This is a genomic window from Idiomarina sp. UBA3162 (assembly GCF_002364475.1).
GTDB lineage: Bacteria > Pseudomonadota > Gammaproteobacteria > Enterobacterales > Alteromonadaceae > Idiomarina.
Genome location: NZ_DEYI01000041.1, coordinates 38,022 through 53,612 on the forward strand (window position 1 = coordinate 38,022; position 15,591 = coordinate 53,612).

Consider the following 15,591-nt stretch of genomic DNA (forward strand, 5'->3'; position numbering starts at 1 on the left):
TGCACCATTGCGTGCTCCCTGACAGGCACCTGCGTGGACAGGCGGTATTTTTTACAAGGAAAAAATTGCACGTAACCCGGGAAGCCTCTACAATTTCCGGTCTTGAATTGAATCTCCCGGCTAGTTCCTCACTGGACCGGGTCTTTTGGAATTTATTTTCCGTCCTAAACCACGTGGGAATAACGAGTTATGAAACGCACTTTTCAACCTAGCGTTCTCAAGCGCAAGCGCGCGCATGGCTTCCGTGCTCGTATGGCAACCAAAAATGGCCGTAAGGTTATTGCACGTCGTCGTGCACGTGGTCGTAAAGTATTAAGCGCATAAGATAGATAGTGTCCATTCAGTGACGCACTATCATTATGGACGGGAGTTAAGGCTCTTAACTCCCTCGCACTTCCAGACGGTTTTCGATAATCCTCCCGTTAAAGCTGTCACAGCGCATATCACCATGCTTGCCTGCCCTAACCAACTTGGGCATCCCAGAATTGGCGTTACTATCAGTAAAAAACGTGCTAAAACAGCTGTCGCTCGGAATCGATTCAAGCGTCAAGTGCGCGAAACATTCAGACTTAAGCAGCATGATATTCCAGCGTTCGATATTGTCATCATTGCTAAACACGGCATTGATACGCTCGATAATGCTCAAATGGCTGATACGTTAAATTATCTATGGCGAAAATTAGCAAAGCGTTGCAAGCAATACCAATCGGCCTGATAAAGTTTTATCAGCTGGTTATTTCGCCGTTAATCGGCCCTCGATGTCGTTTTTATCCGTCATGTTCACATTATGCCTGTGAGGCAATACAGAAACACGGTACAATACGCGGCATTGGATTGGCAGCAAAAAGGCTTAGCCGTTGTCATCCGGGTTCCGAAGGTGGTTTCGATCCTGTGCCGGAAGTTTCTTCTGATAACATCGAACCGAATCATTCACAGTCAAAGAAATAGACAAGTAATAGAGACGAAATCATTATGAATTCGCCACGCTCGATACTATTGGTTGCGTTTATTGTTGTGTCGTTCTTCTTGTTCCAGCAATGGACAATCGACACTGCCCCAGGCACGAAAGCGCCTCAGCAAACACAACAAACCGCGCAGCAAGATCAAAGTCAAAATAACTCCACTGTTCCTCAAGCGGGTTCAAATACAGCTGACAACGCTGTTCCTGAGAGTAACAGTCCCAATGCGATTACCAGTAATGGTCGCCTTATTACCGTTGTAACCGATGAACTCGAATTAAAAATCGATTTGAATGGCGGTGATATTGTTTCAGCAAAATTACTAGAGTTTGCTGCAACACTGGATTCCGAAGAACGCTTCCAATTACTAAAGCGTAATAGTAACCACATTTATATTGCTCAATCTGGACTCATTGGTCCTCAGGGCATCGATTCAAATAACGGTCGCGCTCAATATCAAGCGACTCAGGAGCGTTACCGCTTAGAAGGCGATACCCTTGAAGTGCCTTTAACCACACAAACCGAGTCGGGCCTTAACGTTACTAAAACCTTCATTATCAAGCGCGGGCACTACGATATCGGTGTCAACTATGCGATTGAAAACCAAGGCTCAGAGGCCGCTCAGTTACAGTTCTACGGGCAGTTGCAGCAAACAATGACTGCAGGTGAGAGCGGTAGCATGATCATGCCGACCTATTTTGGTGCAGCGTATTCTCAAGATGAAGATAAGTTTGAGAAGTATCCGTTTGATGACATGCGCGAGAAAAAGCTGAACGTCACAACCCAGACGGGTTGGGTCAGTATGCTTCAGCATTACTTTGTTGCCGCATGGGTGCCGACTCAAACTCAGCAGAATAAATTTTACTCGCAAGTCACTCGCTCAAATCAAGCTGTTATTGGGGTTTTATATCCATCAACAACGGTTCAACCGGGTAGCTCACAAACCATCGACTCAACCCTGTTTGTTGGTCCCAAAGACCAAGACGCGATGGCGAAAGTTGCACCTTACCTTGATTTAACAGTTGATTACGGCTTCCTGTGGTGGTTAGCGCAACCCATATTCAAGCTACTGCAATTCTTGCAAAGCTTTGTGATTAACTGGGGTCTGGCGATTATCCTCGTTACCGTTATTATCAAAGCCCTCTTGTTCCCACTGACGAAAGCACAATACGTCTCTATGGCGAAAATGCGCTTGCTTCAACCTAAGATGAAATCACTGCGTGAACGCTATGGCGATGACCGCCAGAAAATGGGTCAAGCAATGATGAAGCTGTACAAAGAGGAGAAGGTGAACCCTCTTGGCGGCTGCTTACCTATGTTATTGCAGTTACCGATTTTCTTATCGCTTTACTGGGTGCTGCTAGAAAGTGTGGAACTACGTCACTCGTCGTTCATATTCTGGATTCAAGATCTATCAACTAAGGACCCATATTACATTCTGCCTATTTTAATGGGTGCCAGCATGTTCTTTATGCAGCGTCTTCAACCGACGCCGGCAACTGATCCAATGCAACAGAAGCTATTCCAGTATATGCCTGTCATATTTACGGTATTCTTCTTATGGTTCCCGTCAGGTTTGGTACTTTATTGGTTAGTCAGTAACCTGATTACCATTGCTCAAATGCTCATTATTTATAACGGGCTAGAGAAGAAAGGCATTAACGTTCGCGGTAAATAACTGCACAACGTAACTATAAAAAGCCCGGTTTCGACCGGGCTTTGCTTTTTCTAAACGACTAGTCGCGATTTTCTTGTAAACTAGTCTGTAGTTTCATTTATTTTTAGCGTTGAGGTCCGATTTATGAACCCTTCAGTACATGAACCAACGATTACCGACGATGAGTTTAGTAATGACAGTATCGTCGCACAAGCAACTCCACCCGGTCGCGGTGGCGTCGGTATTGTTCGTGTTAGCGGTCCTCAAGCGCAACAAGTAGCCGAGGCGCTGATTGGCCACTGCCCACCTCCACGAAAAGCGGAGTATGTCCCTTTTTACGACAAAGAAGGTCATTTGTTAGACGAAGGCATTGCACTATTTTTCAAAGGTCCGAACTCATTCACTGGTGAGGATGTGCTGGAGCTTCAAGGACACGGTGGGCCTGTTCTTATTGATATGATTATCAAGGCGATTCTTGAGTTGCCCGATATCCGCCCTGCGCGGCCTGGCGAGTTCAGCGAGCGTGCATTTTTAAATGATAAACTCGATTTAACCCAAGCCGAAGCCATAGCCGATCTCATTGATACTAATTCTGAGCAAGCTGCAAAGGCTGCATTGCAAAGTTTGAAAGGTGAGTTTTCTCACAAAATAGACGTCCTGGTCGACGCTGTTATTCACTTACGCATGTACGTTGAAGCAGCTATCGATTTTCCAGATGAAGAAATCGACTTTCTCTCTGATGGCAAGGTCGCCAATGATTTGGCTGAAATCGTTGATCAGCTGTTCCATATAGAACAACAAGCCAAGCAAGGCACTTTAATGCGTGAAGGGATGCGTATTGTGATTGCGGGACGTCCAAATGCCGGTAAATCAAGCTTATTGAACGCTTTAGCCGGTCGCGAATCCGCAATTGTCACTGAAATTGCAGGCACAACTCGCGACGTACTTCGCGAGCATATTCAAATTGACGGTATGCCACTTCATATTATTGATACCGCGGGTTTACGAGATTCACCCGACCAAGTCGAACGTATTGGTATTGAACGCGCATGGGATGAGATTCGCCAAGCCGACCGCGTGCTGTTTATGGTTGATAGTCAGGAGACCAGCGCGATTCATCCAGACGATATTTGGCCAGAGTTCTTTGCACAACTCCCAGACGACATGCCCTTTACTGTCATACGCAATAAAATCGATCTGACACAGGAAAGCACGGGGTTAACCGAACATAATGGTATCCCAGTGATTCAATTGTCGGCTAAGACAGGACATGGTATTGAACAACTGCGTGAACACCTAAAACATTGTGTGGGTTATAGCGCCACCTCGGAAGGAAGCTTTATGGCGCGTCGCCGTCATCTTGATGCGTTAGAAAAAGCCAAATCTCATTTGCTACTCGGACAAGAGCACCTGGAACTTAACCTTGCCGGAGAGCTACTCGCTGAAGAGCTTCGTTTGACCCAACAACATTTAAACGAGATCACGGGCGAATTTACCTCAGATGATCTGTTGGGCCAGATCTTTGGTTCATTCTGTATCGGTAAATAACGCCCATGCAGCTTCTAAGGCAGCCGCTCGCTAAACTCGGTTTTGATTATATTCGTTTCCGTTTTGGGTTGCGGACTGCGTTAGCTGCCTGCTTATCACTTATCATAGCCTGGGCGTTGGGATTGGAACACCCACAATGGTCTGCTATGACCGTTTGGGCTGTTTCGCAACCCACCCGCGGTCTGCTATTAGAAAAAGGCGCATATCGCGCGCTAGGCACCTTAATCGGAACATTGTTTGGAATGATTTTGGTGGTGACAGCGGATCATCAAATACTGCCTGTCGCGATAGGTCTCACGTTTTGGGTCGCTCTCTGTGTTTATCTTGGTAACTTGATCCACGGGTTAGTATCTTACGGCACTATTTTGGCGGGCTATTCCGCTTCTATGGTCGCCTTGCTCAGTCGCAGCCCTGATGCGCTCTTGCCTTTGGGCATCGATAGACTATTAACCGTGTTTGTTGGTGTCATGATGGCACTTGTAGTTGGTTGGTTATTTACGTACAAACGAGCCGAGCAAAGTCTCATAAACCAAATGCGTCGCGAGACCATTATTTCTTTAGAAAATGTAGCACAATCAATCAGTAAGCAAGACAAAACATCGCTAAATTTTGATGACCGACTATCAAAACTGGCACAGATTGAAGCGCAATTGCTCGAACATGGGACAGGTTCTCCTGCTGCGCACGAGTCAGCAAGGTTGGTCAGAAAGGTGATTAATAGTCAACTCGAGTGGCTATCTCAGGTTTACTTCTCCCCAATTAAAGAGAATGAAAACGTAAGTAAACACTTACTCACGGCAGCTGATCTACTCCGACAAAACGCTAAACGGTTAGATATTCTCACCGCATTAAAGCAGGCCACTCTGGATATAAAACAACCTCAATTACGCGTTGCGTTTGATGAATTTATCGAAGCCTGTGATGAACGCCTGTCATTTCGTGACTCCGGTCGCGCGGCCTCATCAACCCGTCGCTCATTATCTTTGCTACATCGTGATTGGACAGGCGCACGCGAGGCCAGTATTCGAACCATGGTCATCATGGGTTTAATTAGTGCTCTCTGGTGGTATACGGAGTGGTTTCAAATCGCATTTTTGCTGCTGGGCGCAAGTATCATGCTAACGCTGTTTTCTACCACCGATAATCCAGCTAAGACAATGAAAACGGTATTCATTGGCCAATGTGCTGGAGCAATACTCTCGATAGTCATTCATGCCGCAATATGGCCTTATCTCGAAAGTACAGGCGCCATGGTAATGTCACTTCTTCCTGTTATGTTTATCGCCGCATTTCCTTTATCACATCACCGCACGATTAACGGTAGTATGGACTTTATTCTGGTCTTTTTATTGTTGATGCAGCCTGTAATACCTTACAACTTTGATGCATTTAATTCGGTGAGTATCGCGCTTGCCGTGGTACTAGCCCCTATTACAGCCATGCTCGGATACAAACTGCTCTATCCAACGAATCTTGCTCGGCGTGAACATGCATTGAATATAGCGATCGCTCAGGAACTTGAAGCCTTTACCCAAACATCCGTATCCCCTTCGCGACGTCGTCGCTATCGGGCACGATTTTATCATCGATTATTTAAACTCATACAAATTGCTGACAAAACTCACACCTCGTATAAAAGCGTGATAAATTGGTTATCCCGTTATCAACAAGTCATGGTGTCTCATGAGCGATCAATGGATAAAGATTTACCGCGCCAGTAGCCCTATAGAAGCCGAATTACTCGGCGGATTGTTGCGTGCTGAGGGGATTCAGGTTCACGTTCCCAATAATCCCAGTGCCGGCGGTGTTGGTGAGTTACCGGCTGATGCCATCGAAACTGCAATTTACGTCATGCCAGACGCTTCCGATGCGGCTAAACAGATCCTCAACCTCTACGAACAAAATAGCGCTAATAATGCAGAGTGGTATTGTTCTGGTTGTGGTGAGCTCAACCCCGGGTCATTTGAAGAATGTTGGCAGTGCCAAAAAGAACGACCCATCAAAGACTAATCAACTTTCGTTTTTGTGATCGTGAGAGCTGCTTCAATTGAGCTTCGAGCTGACACGCATGGCGCTTAGAAAATGGGCCCTGACTCCAAGTCAGCGAGACAGGTCGACGACTTTGTGTATAGCGAGCCCCACCACTTAACTCGCCGTTATGCTGACGAATGCGTCGCTCGAGACATGTAGTGACTCCCGTATAGAGTGATCGATCACCACATTCAACCATGTATACATACCAACAAGCTTCAGGCTCTGGCTTGAAATTTAATGTCTTATTCCCAATTTCTAGTAATTCACACATTGTTGTCTTAGGAGCATTCCATGAGTCGTCATTTTGACCAAGCTAAAGGGCTATCAGAACATCACGATCCCGCAACCCATAAATTTGTATTCAATCAGACGATGTTTCGGATTAAAGACCCCGAGCGCACTTTAAAGTTTTATTCAGAAGTACTCGGTATGACGCTTATCAAGCGATTAGACTTTCCTGAGATGAAGTTCACACTTTATTTCATGGCTTCGATCTCACCCGAGGAGCGCAGTCATTGGTCGACTGATCATGATGAACGCATCGTCCAAACATTCGGCCGTCCAGCAATGCTGGAACTCACGCATAACTGGGGGGACGAGAATGATGATGACGTGTCCTACCATAACGGTAACCAAGAGCCCAAAGGCTTTGGTCATATCGGCTTTGCTGTACCCGATATTGACTCGGCGTGCGAGCGCTTTGAGGAACTCGGTGTTGAATTCCAGAAAAAGCCCAATGATGGCAATATGAAAGGCATCGCATTTATAAAAGACCCCGATGGTTATTGGATCGAGATCTTTACCCCGAATCGCCAACCTGATTTATTGCGCGATCATCTCTGATACCGTTTTTTCGAGCGAGGTTAATCCTCGCTCACGCCCGATTTTGAGCGCTACCTCTTTATCCTTTCCGTCGAGCCATGCTGCGCGTAAAGCAAACAAAGCACCAACACGATTACCCGACGCGCAATGAACCAGCACGTTTTTTTCTTTATGCTCGAGCAACACTTTATCTAATAGGCGCACCTTCGCAAACGTCAAACCCTCAGCGCCTGGTATCGCGATGTGATAGAACGCCATGCCATGGTGTGTGACCCATGTTGACTCAGCAGTTTGGGATTGCTCCGACACCGATAACAAGCTGACCACTATATCACCGCCTTGCTCGGCGAAACGCTCAATGTCGGCGTTAGTGGGCATTCCCATAACCCAAAGATTTTGTTCAACTTGCTTTGCGTTCTCGATGCCTTTTGCCGTGGTAAATAATGGAATACTCAATACAACAACTAAGCATAGATAAATTGCACGCACGATAGTTCACTCCTGTACAATAGCGATATCTGTTACAACTATTTAAGCATTTAACCATGACGAATACGATACATATATTGGTCGGCACCACCTCGGGTAACACGGAAGCGCTAGCCGATCACGTTCAAGAAGTTCTAGAAAGTCATGATCTTTCCACCGAGATGCATTACGAACCGACTTTCGACAGTTTACCCAAATCGGGCATTTGGCTGATCTTCCTGGCCACTCATGGTGCAGGCGACTATGCCGACTCAATGCTCGATTTTTATGATGTCATTGCGGAGGCCGATGCCCCTACGTTGCCCGATCTTAGCTATGCAGTCTGTGCCATTGGCGAATCTTGTTATGACACCTTTTGTGAAGCGGGCCGACATTGCGATGAACAGCTCAGCATTTTACATGCTACCCGACTATTTGAGCGATTAGAGATAGATATGATGCACGACGATCCAGAACAAAAAGCATCATATTGGATAAATCAATCGATCGATAAACTGCGATCATACCCACAACAGTGATCGCGGGTTTAAAAGACTTTGGACGCCGATCTGATGATCGTATCCACAGTTCTATTCACATTTTTTTTTACTTGTGATCAAAATAAGGATAAGCGCCCATAAGGGCTGTCACTGAATTGGGTATAACTGTGGGGATAAACCGAGCTGTGTATAAACACCCTAGTTATCCACGATCTATGATCGCAGTTTAAGGGATCTTTTTCACATGTTTTGATCGCCCTTTAAAGCACGTAAAACAAGGGGTTCAGCGATCTATTCACAGAAAACGCGATCCTAATAGAAACAATAATAAAGATCTAAATAAAGATCCTTTACTGATCTTTATTGATCGAGTAAAGCTTTACAGTCTGAATAAAAAATAACCGTTTCGATCACAAGCAAAACGCGTTAAAATACGCGGTTCACTGATGATGATCAGTTTTATTTTTATCTCCTTTCATCGAGGTTGTTCTGAATGTTGAAAAATAACGCCCAAACCTATGACGTCATTGTCGTCGGTGGTGGACACGCAGGTACCGAAGCAGCGCTTGCAGCAGCACGTATGGGATCGCGTACTTTATTGCTGACACACAACATTGATACTTTGGGACAAATGTCTTGTAACCCAGCGATCGGTGGTATCGGCAAAGGGCATTTGGTTAAAGAGATCGATGCGCTAGGCGGTATCATGGCAAAAGCTGCTGATAAAGCAGGCATTCAATTCAGAACATTGAACTCGTCGAAAGGCCCAGCCGTGCGTGCCACAAGAGCGCAAGCCGACCGCCAGTTATATAAACAGGCGATTCGTTATGCGTTAGAAACTCAACCCAATTTAACCTTATTCCAGCAAGGTTGTGACGATCTGATCGTAGAAAATGATCAGGTGACGGGCGTAGTAACTCAAATGGGTTTAAAATTCTATGCTCGCTCAGTTGTTTTGACCGTAGGTACTTTTCTAGGTGGCCGCATTCATATTGGTTTAGACAATTACCAAGGCGGTCGTGCAGGCGATCCACCGGCAAACGCCCTATCACAACGTTTACGCGCGTTACCGCTTCGCGTTGATCGCTTAAAAACAGGTACTCCACCTCGAATAGCAAGTCATTCAATTGACTTTTCAGTCATGCAAGAACAACCCGGTGATACACCAACTCCCGTGTTTTCATACTTGGGAAGTCGTGCCGATCACCCTCAGCAGATTCCTTGCTATATCACACATACCAATGAACAAACTCATGATGTGATTCGTTCAGGGCTTGATCGTTCACCCATGTATTCAGGTGAGATTGAAGGTGTTGGGCCGCGTTACTGTCCTTCAATTGAAGATAAAATTGTCCGTTTTGCGGACAAAGCGTCGCATCAAATATTTGTAGAGCCTGAGGGCCTCAATACATTTGAAGTGTATCCCAATGGGATCTCAACGAGTTTGCCTTTTGACGTTCAACAGCAATTGGTTCAGTCAATTCGTGGTTTTGAGAATGCTGTTATTACGCGCCCTGGCTATGCGATCGAATATGATTATTTTGATCCGCGTGATCTTAAACAATCGTTGGAAACCAAAGTGATTAATGGTTTATTCTTTGCGGGGCAAATTAACGGCACCACGGGCTACGAAGAAGCGGGCGCACAAGGTTTGATTGCAGGCTTGAATGCAGCGCGCTTAGCTCAAGACAAAGAAACATGGTCGCCTCGTCGTGATCAAGCTTATATGGGCGTACTCATTGATGATCTATCGACCTTGGGTACACAAGAGCCTTACCGTATGTTTACATCGCGTGCCGAATACCGCTTGTTACTGCGTGAAGATAACGCAGATATTCGTTTAACTGAAAAAGGTCGTGAACTTGGTCTCGTTGATGACGACCGTTGGCAAGCGTTTAACTTAAAAATGGAAGCCATCGAGCAAGAAAAGCAGCGTTTACGCAGCACTTGGGTTCACAAAGATCATCCAGAAATCGATAGTATTAATGCGTTTGTAAAAAGTCCAATAACCAAAGAGGTTAGTGGTGAGGAGCTACTACGTCGTCCTGAGGTAAACTATCAACAATTGGTAAAAACGCCTTTTTTCGAGCCAGGTTTGAGCGATTTAGCTGCCGCTGAACAGGTTGAGATTCAAACTAAATATGCAGGCTATATTTCGCGGCAGCAAGATGAGATTGCTAAGCAACAACGCCATGAAAATACGCGTTTACCTAATCAGTTTGATTATACGAGCATTAAAGGTTTATCAAACGAAGTTATAGCTAAATTAAATCAGCACCAACCAGAGACGGTAGGCAAAGCTGCTCGTATTTCAGGTATTACACCTGCAGCAATTTCAATGTTGCTTGTACACCTTAAAAAACAAGGCTTACTCAGAAAAAGCGCTTAAGGGATGAGTTTGAAAGCAAAATTAGAGAGTTTATTGGCACGCACTGATGAGTCGGTGCGTGCATCAATTTCGGATGAGCAAGTGAGCAAACTCATCAAATTGGTTGAATTGCTCGACAAATGGAACAAGGCGTATAACCTCACCTCAGTACGCGATCCAAACGAGATGCTCGCGAAACATATCGTCGATAGCTTGGTCGTCTTGCCCCACCTGAAAGGTGAACAGTTTATTGATGTGGGTACGGGCCCTGGTTTACCCGGCTTGCCATTAGCGATTTGTATGCCACACTGTGAGTTCGTGCTGTTGGATAGCTTGGGCAAACGGATACGCTTCATCAGACAAGTGTGCCACGAACTCAATATTAATAATGTGACAGCTGTGCAAAGCCGCGTTGAGGCTTATCAAACACGCTTACATGATTTTGACGGTGTGTTAAGTAGAGCCTTTGCGTCGCTTAATGATATGCTTGCATGGTGTCATCATTTACCAAAACCTTCAGGTTGCTTTTACGCGCTTAAAGGCACGTATCCTGAGCAAGAGATCACCGATCTTGATCCGCAATTTGGTATTGATGACGTGCACCGATTATCGGTACCTGGTTTGGAAGGTGAGCGACACATGGTTATTATCCGTCCTATTAACGCCCATTAATAATAAGAGGTGATGCACCCGTGGCTACAACTATTGCGATAGCTAATCAAAAAGGCGGCGTGGGCAAAACGACCACCGCAGTGAACTTGGCCGCATCAATGGCGGCAACTAAACGCAAAGTGTTGTTAATTGACCTCGATCCGCAGGGCAATGCAACCATGGGTAGCGGTGTCGATAAATATGAAGTCGATAACACCGTATATGAGCTATTGGTAGACGAAAAGCCGGTTAAAGAAGTCGTTGTTACCGATACCAACGGTAAATATCACTTAATCGCCGCAAACTCGGATGTTACAGCTGCCGAAATTAAGTTGATGGAATTTTTTGCACGAGAGGTTCGCCTTCGTAACGCACTGAAAACTGTTCAGGACGACTACGACTACATCTTCATAGATTGTCCACCTTCATTGAATATGTTGACAGTTAATGCAATGGCCGCGGCTGATTCCATTTTAGTTCCCATGCAATGCGAGTATTATGCCTTAGAGGGCCTTACTGCATTAATGGATACCATCAGACAACTCGCCGAAGTGGTCAATCCAAGCCTGACAATTGAAGGGATTCTCCGTACTATGTACGATCCGCGCAATCGTTTAGCTAATGACGTATCAGAACAGCTTAAACAGCATTTCGGTGAAAAAGTGTATCGCACTGTTATTCCCCGCAATGTGCGTCTAGCTGAAGCGCCGTCATTTGGTGCACCTGCAATGTATTACGATAAGTCATCCACTGGTGCTAAAGCGTATCTCTCACTTGCGGGTGAGATTATTCGTCGTGCGGAAAAACGCGATAAAGAAGAACAAGCAGTCAATTCATAACAACGATTAGTAGGGTTTGGGGAAACAGAGTATGTCGCCGAAAAAACGTGGTTTAGGTCGAGGATTAGACGCTTTATTGACAAGCAATTCGGCGAGTCAACAACGCTCAGATGATCATCAGGCGCAAGTTGATGATGACGCCAATGTGTTAGTTAAAGGCGAACTACAAAAGTTACCGATAGAACACCTCAAACCTGGACGCTATCAACCACGTAAAGACATGTCGCCCGAAGCACTTGAGGACCTAGCAGCCTCAGTGAAGGCACAAGGCATCATTCAGCCTATCGTTGTTCGTATTATCGCCGATGATGAGTATGAAATTATCGCCGGTGAACGGCGCTGGCGTGCTGCACAGCTCGCTAAACTAGAGCTAGTTCCATGTTTGGTCAAAGATGTTCCGGACGAAGCTGCCGTGGCCATTGCCTTAATCGAGAATATTCAGCGTGAAGATCTGAATGCGATGGAAGAGGCAACTGCACTACAAAGATTACTTGATGAATTTAATATGACACATCAAGACGTCGCACAAGCGGTTGGTAAGTCGCGTACCACCGTAACTAATTTACTCCGTCTCAATAACCTCGAAGCCAGCGTCAAACTGTTACTTGAACGCGGTGATATTGAGCTAGGCCATGCCAAACTTCTATTAGCCCTTGAAGGTGAGCAACAAGCCAATGTCGCACAACATATTGCTGCGAAAGATATGACAGTGCGCGAAGCTGAAAAACTAGTTCGTAAAACCATCGAGCCCCCTAAGCAACAAGACAAACCTGAACCAGATGCCGATATCGAGCGATTAGAGACCTCTTTATCCGAGCGTCTTGGTGCCAAGGTATCTATAAACCATGGACGCAAAGGCAAAGGTAAAGTCGTTATCAATTACACTAACTTGGATGAGTTAGACGGCATATTAGCCCACATAAAATAGTCCTGTTGTCACATTTGTAACGGGTATGTTAAGTAGCGTTAAACTCAAAGGCTGTAGCCAAATTTGTTTGCATTTAGCAGGCAGATCTTTATACTAGCGCGAGTTTATTTGCGCCTGTTTAAAAATAGGTCAACAACCAAATTTTGAGAAAAGGTTCAATAGTGACTCAGCCACTTGCTTTGGCAGGAAAAAAACTAGCACGAAAAACGGTTTTGAGTCAGTTAGTTGTGTCAGTAGGCACAGCCATTTTAGCCTTTTTAGTTGGTCAAACTGATGCTGCAATGGCAGCTTTCTTGGGTAGCCTATCAGCAATACTACCCAATGCATTGTTTGGCTGGATAGCGTTTAGATATGCGGGCGCACGAGCAAACCAACAAGTGGTAAAGAGCTTTTTTGTTGGTGAAGGCGTCAAGCTAATACTTACAGCAGTGCTGCTTAGTTTAGTTTTACTGCTTACAGATTCTAATGCATTGTGGTTATTAACCGGCTTTATTTTAGCCGTTGTTGCACAGTGGATTGCACCGATTTTGTTTTTAAAATCAACGTAACTGGGAAACAACATGGTAAGTGGAGAGCAAACTCCGACTCAGTATATTCAACACCACCTTCAAAACTGGACGGTTGGTGAAGGATTCTGGGCGGTAAATGTCGATACTATCTTCTGGTCCGTGTTACTAGGTGTGCTATTTCTGTGGAGTTTCCGCAGAGTAGCCAAAAAATCCTCTGCGGGGGTACCTGGTAAGTGGCAATGCTTTGTCGAAATGGTTGTCGAGTTTGTCGATAACAGCGTCAAAGAGTCATTTCACGGCAAAGATAAACTCATAGCACCTTTAGCTTTGACCATCTTCGTCTGGATATTCCTGATGAACTTGATGGACTTAGTGCCTGTGGACTGGCTGCCAACTGCGGCAATGTATACGGGCTACTGGCTAGGTTTCGTTAATGATCCGCATGACGTGTATTTCAAAGTCGTTCCTACGACCGACCTGAATACTACATTCGCGTTAAGCTTAAGTGTGTTTGCTTTGATCATTATCTATTCGATCAAATACAAAGGCATCAAGGGCTTTGCCAAAGAAATGACGTTTACGCCATTTAATCACTGGGCGCTTGTGCCTGTGAACTTTGTGCTCGAGAGTATCACGCTACTCGCTAAGCCGGCGTCGCTGGCACTGCGTTTGTTTGGTAACCTCTACGCGGGTGAATTGATCTTTATTCTTATTGCGATGATTGGATTCTTCCAGTTGCCAGCGCATTTCGCTTGGGCTGTATTCCATATCCTCGTTATCGTGTTACAAGCGTTTATTTTCATGATGTTGACCATCGTTTACTTAAGCATGGCATCATCTGAACACTAAGTTTTGTTTTACTTTTATTTTTTAACTTTAATCTACTGAAAATTGGAGATATCAATGGAAACTGTAGTTGCTTTTACCGCTATCGCTGTATCAATCATGATCGGTCTTGCTGCGTTGGGTACAGCGCTTGGCTTCGGTATGTTGGGTGGCAAATTCTTGGAAGCGGCCGCTCGTCAACCAGAACTAGCGCCTCAATTACAAGTTAAAATGTTCATCGTTGCAGGTCTTATCGATGCTATCGCTATGATCGGTGTTGCGGTTGCTTTGCTATTCACATTCGCAAACCCGTTCTTAACTCAGGTAGCAGGCTAAGCGCGATTCGACGGTCACCAAATAAAGGAGGTCCGTTGTGGATATCAACGCTACTATAATTGGACAATCGATCGCGTTCGCCGTGTTCGTGTGGTTCTGCATGAAGTTCGTGTGGCCACCGATCATCAACGCAATTGAAGAGCGTCAGAAGAAAATTGCTGATGGTCTCAATGCTGGTGAACGTGCTCAAAAAGATTTAGAGAAAGCCCAGGAAGACATCGCTGAGCAGCTTAAAGAGGCTAAACAGCAAGCGGCTGAAATCATTGAACAGGCTAAAAAGCGTGGCGCTAAAATCGTCGAAGACGAGACTCAGCGTGGACACGAAGAGCGCGAGAAAATCGTCGCGTCTGGTCATGAGGAAGTCGAAGCTGAACGCCATCGCGCTCGTGAAGAGTTGCGTAAGCAAGTCGCTGTACTGGCTGTTACTGGTGCTCAGAAAATTATTGAGCGTGAAATTGATGAGAACGCTCATCGCGACATCGTTGAAAAACTCGTCGCTGAACTTTAATCAAGGGGTTTGAGCTTATGTCAGAACTGACTACTGTCGCTCGCCCCTACGCAAAAGCAGCTTTTGATTTTGCTTTGCAACAAGGAGCGCTCGATAAGTGGGCCGAGATGTTGTCTTTCGCCGCTTCAGTGGCAAAAGATGAACGTATGGCGAGCTTTTTGAGCAGCTCTGCTACCGTTGGTCGCACGAGTGAAGTGTTTATCGGAGTATGTGGTGACGCATTAACCGAACAAGCACAGAATCTTATTAAGGTAATGGCAGAAAACGAACGTTTAACTGCCCTGCCAGCGGTGTTGGAACAATTTAACGTGCTTCGTGCAGATTACGAAAAGGAAATTGTCGTAGATGTAACGGGTGCGGTCGAAATGTCGGATGCTCAGCAAGCTGAGCTTTCTAAGGCACTCGAAGCACGTTTGCAACGCAAAATTAAGCTGAACTGCAGTGTAGATGCGTCAATGATTGGCGGATTAACTATTCAAGCAGGCGATACCGTCATTGACGGTTCTCTGCGTGGCAAGCTTGAACGGCTTGCTTATGCACTGCAATCCTAATTGGGGACTTGAGCATGCAACTGAATTCAAATGAAATCGCAGAACTAATCAAAGAGCGTATTGAGAAGTTCGAAGTCACCAGCGAAGC

At 45.5% G+C, this 15,591-nt stretch carries 20 protein-coding genes; 18 read left to right on the top strand and 2 right to left on the bottom strand.

Features of this window, described 5'->3' with window-relative positions; all coding sequences use genetic code 11:
* Nucleotides 1-189 precede the first annotated feature (189 nt).
* The 7 genes from rpmH to B2X00_RS04600 all read left to right on the top strand — a co-directional run bounded on the left by rpmH (nt 190) and on the right by B2X00_RS04600 (nt 6,174).
* Nucleotides 190-324, top strand: coding sequence for a 50S ribosomal protein L34 (gene rpmH, locus B2X00_RS04570; protein WP_290486303.1), 135 nt, complete (start codon nt 190-192; stop codon nt 322-324).
* 19 nt (nt 325-343) lie between these two features.
* On the top strand, nt 344-715 hold the full coding sequence (gene rnpA, locus B2X00_RS04575) for a ribonuclease P protein component (RefSeq protein WP_071462835.1): 372 nt from the start codon (nt 344-346) through the stop codon (nt 713-715).
* Nucleotides 670-948: a membrane protein insertion efficiency factor YidD gene (gene yidD / locus B2X00_RS04580; RefSeq protein WP_083405032.1), complete on the top strand. Its 279-nt coding sequence runs from the start codon at nt 670-672 to the stop codon at nt 946-948. Before rnpA ends, yidD begins: the two co-directional genes overlap by 46 nt.
* Before the next feature lie 24 nt (nt 949-972).
* On the top strand, nt 973-2,637 hold the full coding sequence (gene yidC / locus B2X00_RS04585; protein WP_290486304.1) for a membrane protein insertase YidC: 1,665 nt from the start codon (nt 973-975) through the stop codon (nt 2,635-2,637).
* A 123-nt stretch (nt 2,638-2,760) separates the two neighbouring features.
* Nucleotides 2,761-4,164: a tRNA uridine-5-carboxymethylaminomethyl(34) synthesis GTPase MnmE gene (gene mnmE, locus B2X00_RS04590; protein ID WP_071462834.1), complete on the top strand. Its 1,404-nt coding sequence runs from the start codon at nt 2,761-2,763 to the stop codon at nt 4,162-4,164.
* A gap of 5 nt (nt 4,165-4,169) precedes the next feature.
* The gene (locus B2X00_RS04595) at nt 4,170-5,885 is read left to right on the top strand and encodes an FUSC family protein (protein WP_290486305.1); all 1,716 of its coding nucleotides are present in this window, start codon (nt 4,170-4,172) and stop codon (nt 5,883-5,885) included.
* On the top strand, nt 5,848-6,174 hold the full coding sequence (locus tag B2X00_RS04600) for a DUF2007 domain-containing protein (protein WP_071462832.1): 327 nt from the start codon (nt 5,848-5,850) through the stop codon (nt 6,172-6,174). The genes B2X00_RS04595 and B2X00_RS04600 overlap by 38 nt, the downstream gene beginning before the upstream one ends.
* Here B2X00_RS04600 and B2X00_RS04605 read toward each other — a convergent pair.
* Nucleotides 6,164-6,469, bottom strand: coding sequence for a GIY-YIG nuclease family protein (locus B2X00_RS04605; protein ID WP_290486306.1), 306 nt, complete (start codon nt 6,467-6,469; stop codon nt 6,164-6,166). The genes B2X00_RS04600 and B2X00_RS04605 overlap by 11 nt on opposite strands.
* Before the next feature lie 20 nt (nt 6,470-6,489).
* On the opposite strand from B2X00_RS04605, the gene gloA reads away from it, so the two are divergent.
* Nucleotides 6,490-7,041, top strand: coding sequence for a lactoylglutathione lyase (gloA, locus tag B2X00_RS04610; protein WP_071462831.1), 552 nt, complete (start codon nt 6,490-6,492; stop codon nt 7,039-7,041).
* Here the strand turns inward: gloA and B2X00_RS04615 are convergent.
* Nucleotides 7,021-7,509, bottom strand: a complete 489-nt coding sequence (locus tag B2X00_RS04615; RefSeq protein ID WP_290486307.1) for a beta-lactamase hydrolase domain-containing protein — start codon at nt 7,507-7,509, stop codon at nt 7,021-7,023. The two genes, gloA and B2X00_RS04615, sit on opposite strands and share 21 nt — an antisense overlap.
* A 56-nt stretch (nt 7,510-7,565) precedes the next feature.
* On the opposite strand from B2X00_RS04615, the gene B2X00_RS04620 reads away from it, so the two are divergent.
* From B2X00_RS04620 to atpH, 10 genes are all read left to right on the top strand, one after another.
* Nucleotides 7,566-8,027, top strand: a complete 462-nt coding sequence (locus B2X00_RS04620) for a flavodoxin domain-containing protein (protein ID WP_290486308.1) — start codon at nt 7,566-7,568, stop codon at nt 8,025-8,027.
* 454 nt (nt 8,028-8,481) lie between these two features.
* Nucleotides 8,482-10,377: a tRNA uridine-5-carboxymethylaminomethyl(34) synthesis enzyme MnmG gene (gene mnmG / locus B2X00_RS04625; protein ID WP_290486309.1), complete on the top strand. Its 1,896-nt coding sequence runs from the start codon at nt 8,482-8,484 to the stop codon at nt 10,375-10,377.
* 3 nt (nt 10,378-10,380) lie between these two features.
* The gene (gene rsmG, locus B2X00_RS04630) at nt 10,381-11,028 is read left to right on the top strand and encodes a 16S rRNA (guanine(527)-N(7))-methyltransferase RsmG (RefSeq protein WP_290486310.1); all 648 of its coding nucleotides are present in this window, start codon (nt 10,381-10,383) and stop codon (nt 11,026-11,028) included.
* 20 nt (nt 11,029-11,048) lie between these two features.
* The gene (locus tag B2X00_RS04635; protein ID WP_071462826.1) at nt 11,049-11,846 is read left to right on the top strand and encodes a ParA family protein; all 798 of its coding nucleotides are present in this window, start codon (nt 11,049-11,051) and stop codon (nt 11,844-11,846) included.
* 31 nt (nt 11,847-11,877) lie between these two features.
* The gene (locus B2X00_RS04640) at nt 11,878-12,774 is read left to right on the top strand and encodes a ParB/RepB/Spo0J family partition protein (RefSeq protein ID WP_290486311.1); all 897 of its coding nucleotides are present in this window, start codon (nt 11,878-11,880) and stop codon (nt 12,772-12,774) included.
* A gap of 212 nt (nt 12,775-12,986) precedes the next feature.
* Nucleotides 12,987-13,322: an ATP synthase subunit I gene (locus tag B2X00_RS04645; protein WP_290486312.1), complete on the top strand. Its 336-nt coding sequence runs from the start codon at nt 12,987-12,989 to the stop codon at nt 13,320-13,322.
* A gap of 12 nt (nt 13,323-13,334) precedes the next feature.
* Complete coding sequence (gene atpB, locus B2X00_RS04650; RefSeq protein ID WP_071462823.1) at nt 13,335-14,132, top strand: F0F1 ATP synthase subunit A; 798 nt, start codon at nt 13,335-13,337, stop codon at nt 14,130-14,132.
* A 54-nt stretch (nt 14,133-14,186) separates the two neighbouring features.
* A complete protein-coding gene (atpE, locus tag B2X00_RS04655; protein ID WP_006954753.1) occupies nt 14,187-14,444 on the top strand; it encodes a F0F1 ATP synthase subunit C in 258 nt (85 codons plus the stop codon).
* Nucleotides 14,445-14,481: 37 nt separating this feature from the next.
* Nucleotides 14,482-14,952: a F0F1 ATP synthase subunit B gene (gene atpF, locus B2X00_RS04660; RefSeq protein ID WP_071462822.1), complete on the top strand. Its 471-nt coding sequence runs from the start codon at nt 14,482-14,484 to the stop codon at nt 14,950-14,952.
* 17 nt (nt 14,953-14,969) lie between these two features.
* The gene (atpH, locus tag B2X00_RS04665; RefSeq protein ID WP_273269134.1) at nt 14,970-15,503 is read left to right on the top strand and encodes a F0F1 ATP synthase subunit delta; all 534 of its coding nucleotides are present in this window, start codon (nt 14,970-14,972) and stop codon (nt 15,501-15,503) included.
* Nucleotides 15,504-15,591 lie beyond the last annotated feature (88 nt).

Excerpts from the sequence above, each read along its gene's own strand:
- rpmH (WP_290486303.1), top strand. The coding sequence starts at position 190 with ATGAAACGCACTTTTCAACCTAGCGTTCTCAAGCGCAAGCGCGCGCAT.
- yidD (WP_083405032.1), top strand. The coding sequence starts at position 670 with ATGGCGAAAATTAGCAAAGCGTTGCAAGCAATACCAATCGGCCTGATA.
- yidC (WP_290486304.1), top strand. The coding sequence starts at position 973 with ATGAATTCGCCACGCTCGATACTATTGGTTGCGTTTATTGTTGTGTCG.
- mnmE (WP_071462834.1), top strand. The coding sequence starts at position 2,761 with ATGAACCCTTCAGTACATGAACCAACGATTACCGACGATGAGTTTAGT.
- B2X00_RS04595 (WP_290486305.1), top strand. The coding sequence starts at position 4,170 with ATGCAGCTTCTAAGGCAGCCGCTCGCTAAACTCGGTTTTGATTATATT.
- B2X00_RS04600 (WP_071462832.1), top strand. The coding sequence starts at position 5,848 with ATGAGCGATCAATGGATAAAGATTTACCGCGCCAGTAGCCCTATAGAA.
- B2X00_RS04605 (WP_290486306.1), bottom strand. The coding sequence starts at position 6,469 with ATGTGTGAATTACTAGAAATTGGGAATAAGACATTAAATTTCAAGCCA.
- gloA (WP_071462831.1), top strand. The coding sequence starts at position 6,490 with ATGAGTCGTCATTTTGACCAAGCTAAAGGGCTATCAGAACATCACGAT.
- B2X00_RS04620 (WP_290486308.1), top strand. The coding sequence starts at position 7,566 with ATGACGAATACGATACATATATTGGTCGGCACCACCTCGGGTAACACG.
- mnmG (WP_290486309.1), top strand. The coding sequence starts at position 8,482 with ATGTTGAAAAATAACGCCCAAACCTATGACGTCATTGTCGTCGGTGGT.
- rsmG (WP_290486310.1), top strand. The coding sequence starts at position 10,381 with ATGAGTTTGAAAGCAAAATTAGAGAGTTTATTGGCACGCACTGATGAG.
- B2X00_RS04640 (WP_290486311.1), top strand. The coding sequence starts at position 11,878 with ATGTCGCCGAAAAAACGTGGTTTAGGTCGAGGATTAGACGCTTTATTG.
- atpB (WP_071462823.1), top strand. The coding sequence starts at position 13,335 with ATGGTAAGTGGAGAGCAAACTCCGACTCAGTATATTCAACACCACCTT.
- atpE (WP_006954753.1), top strand. The coding sequence starts at position 14,187 with ATGGAAACTGTAGTTGCTTTTACCGCTATCGCTGTATCAATCATGATC.
- atpH (WP_273269134.1), top strand. The coding sequence starts at position 14,970 with ATGTCAGAACTGACTACTGTCGCTCGCCCCTACGCAAAAGCAGCTTTT.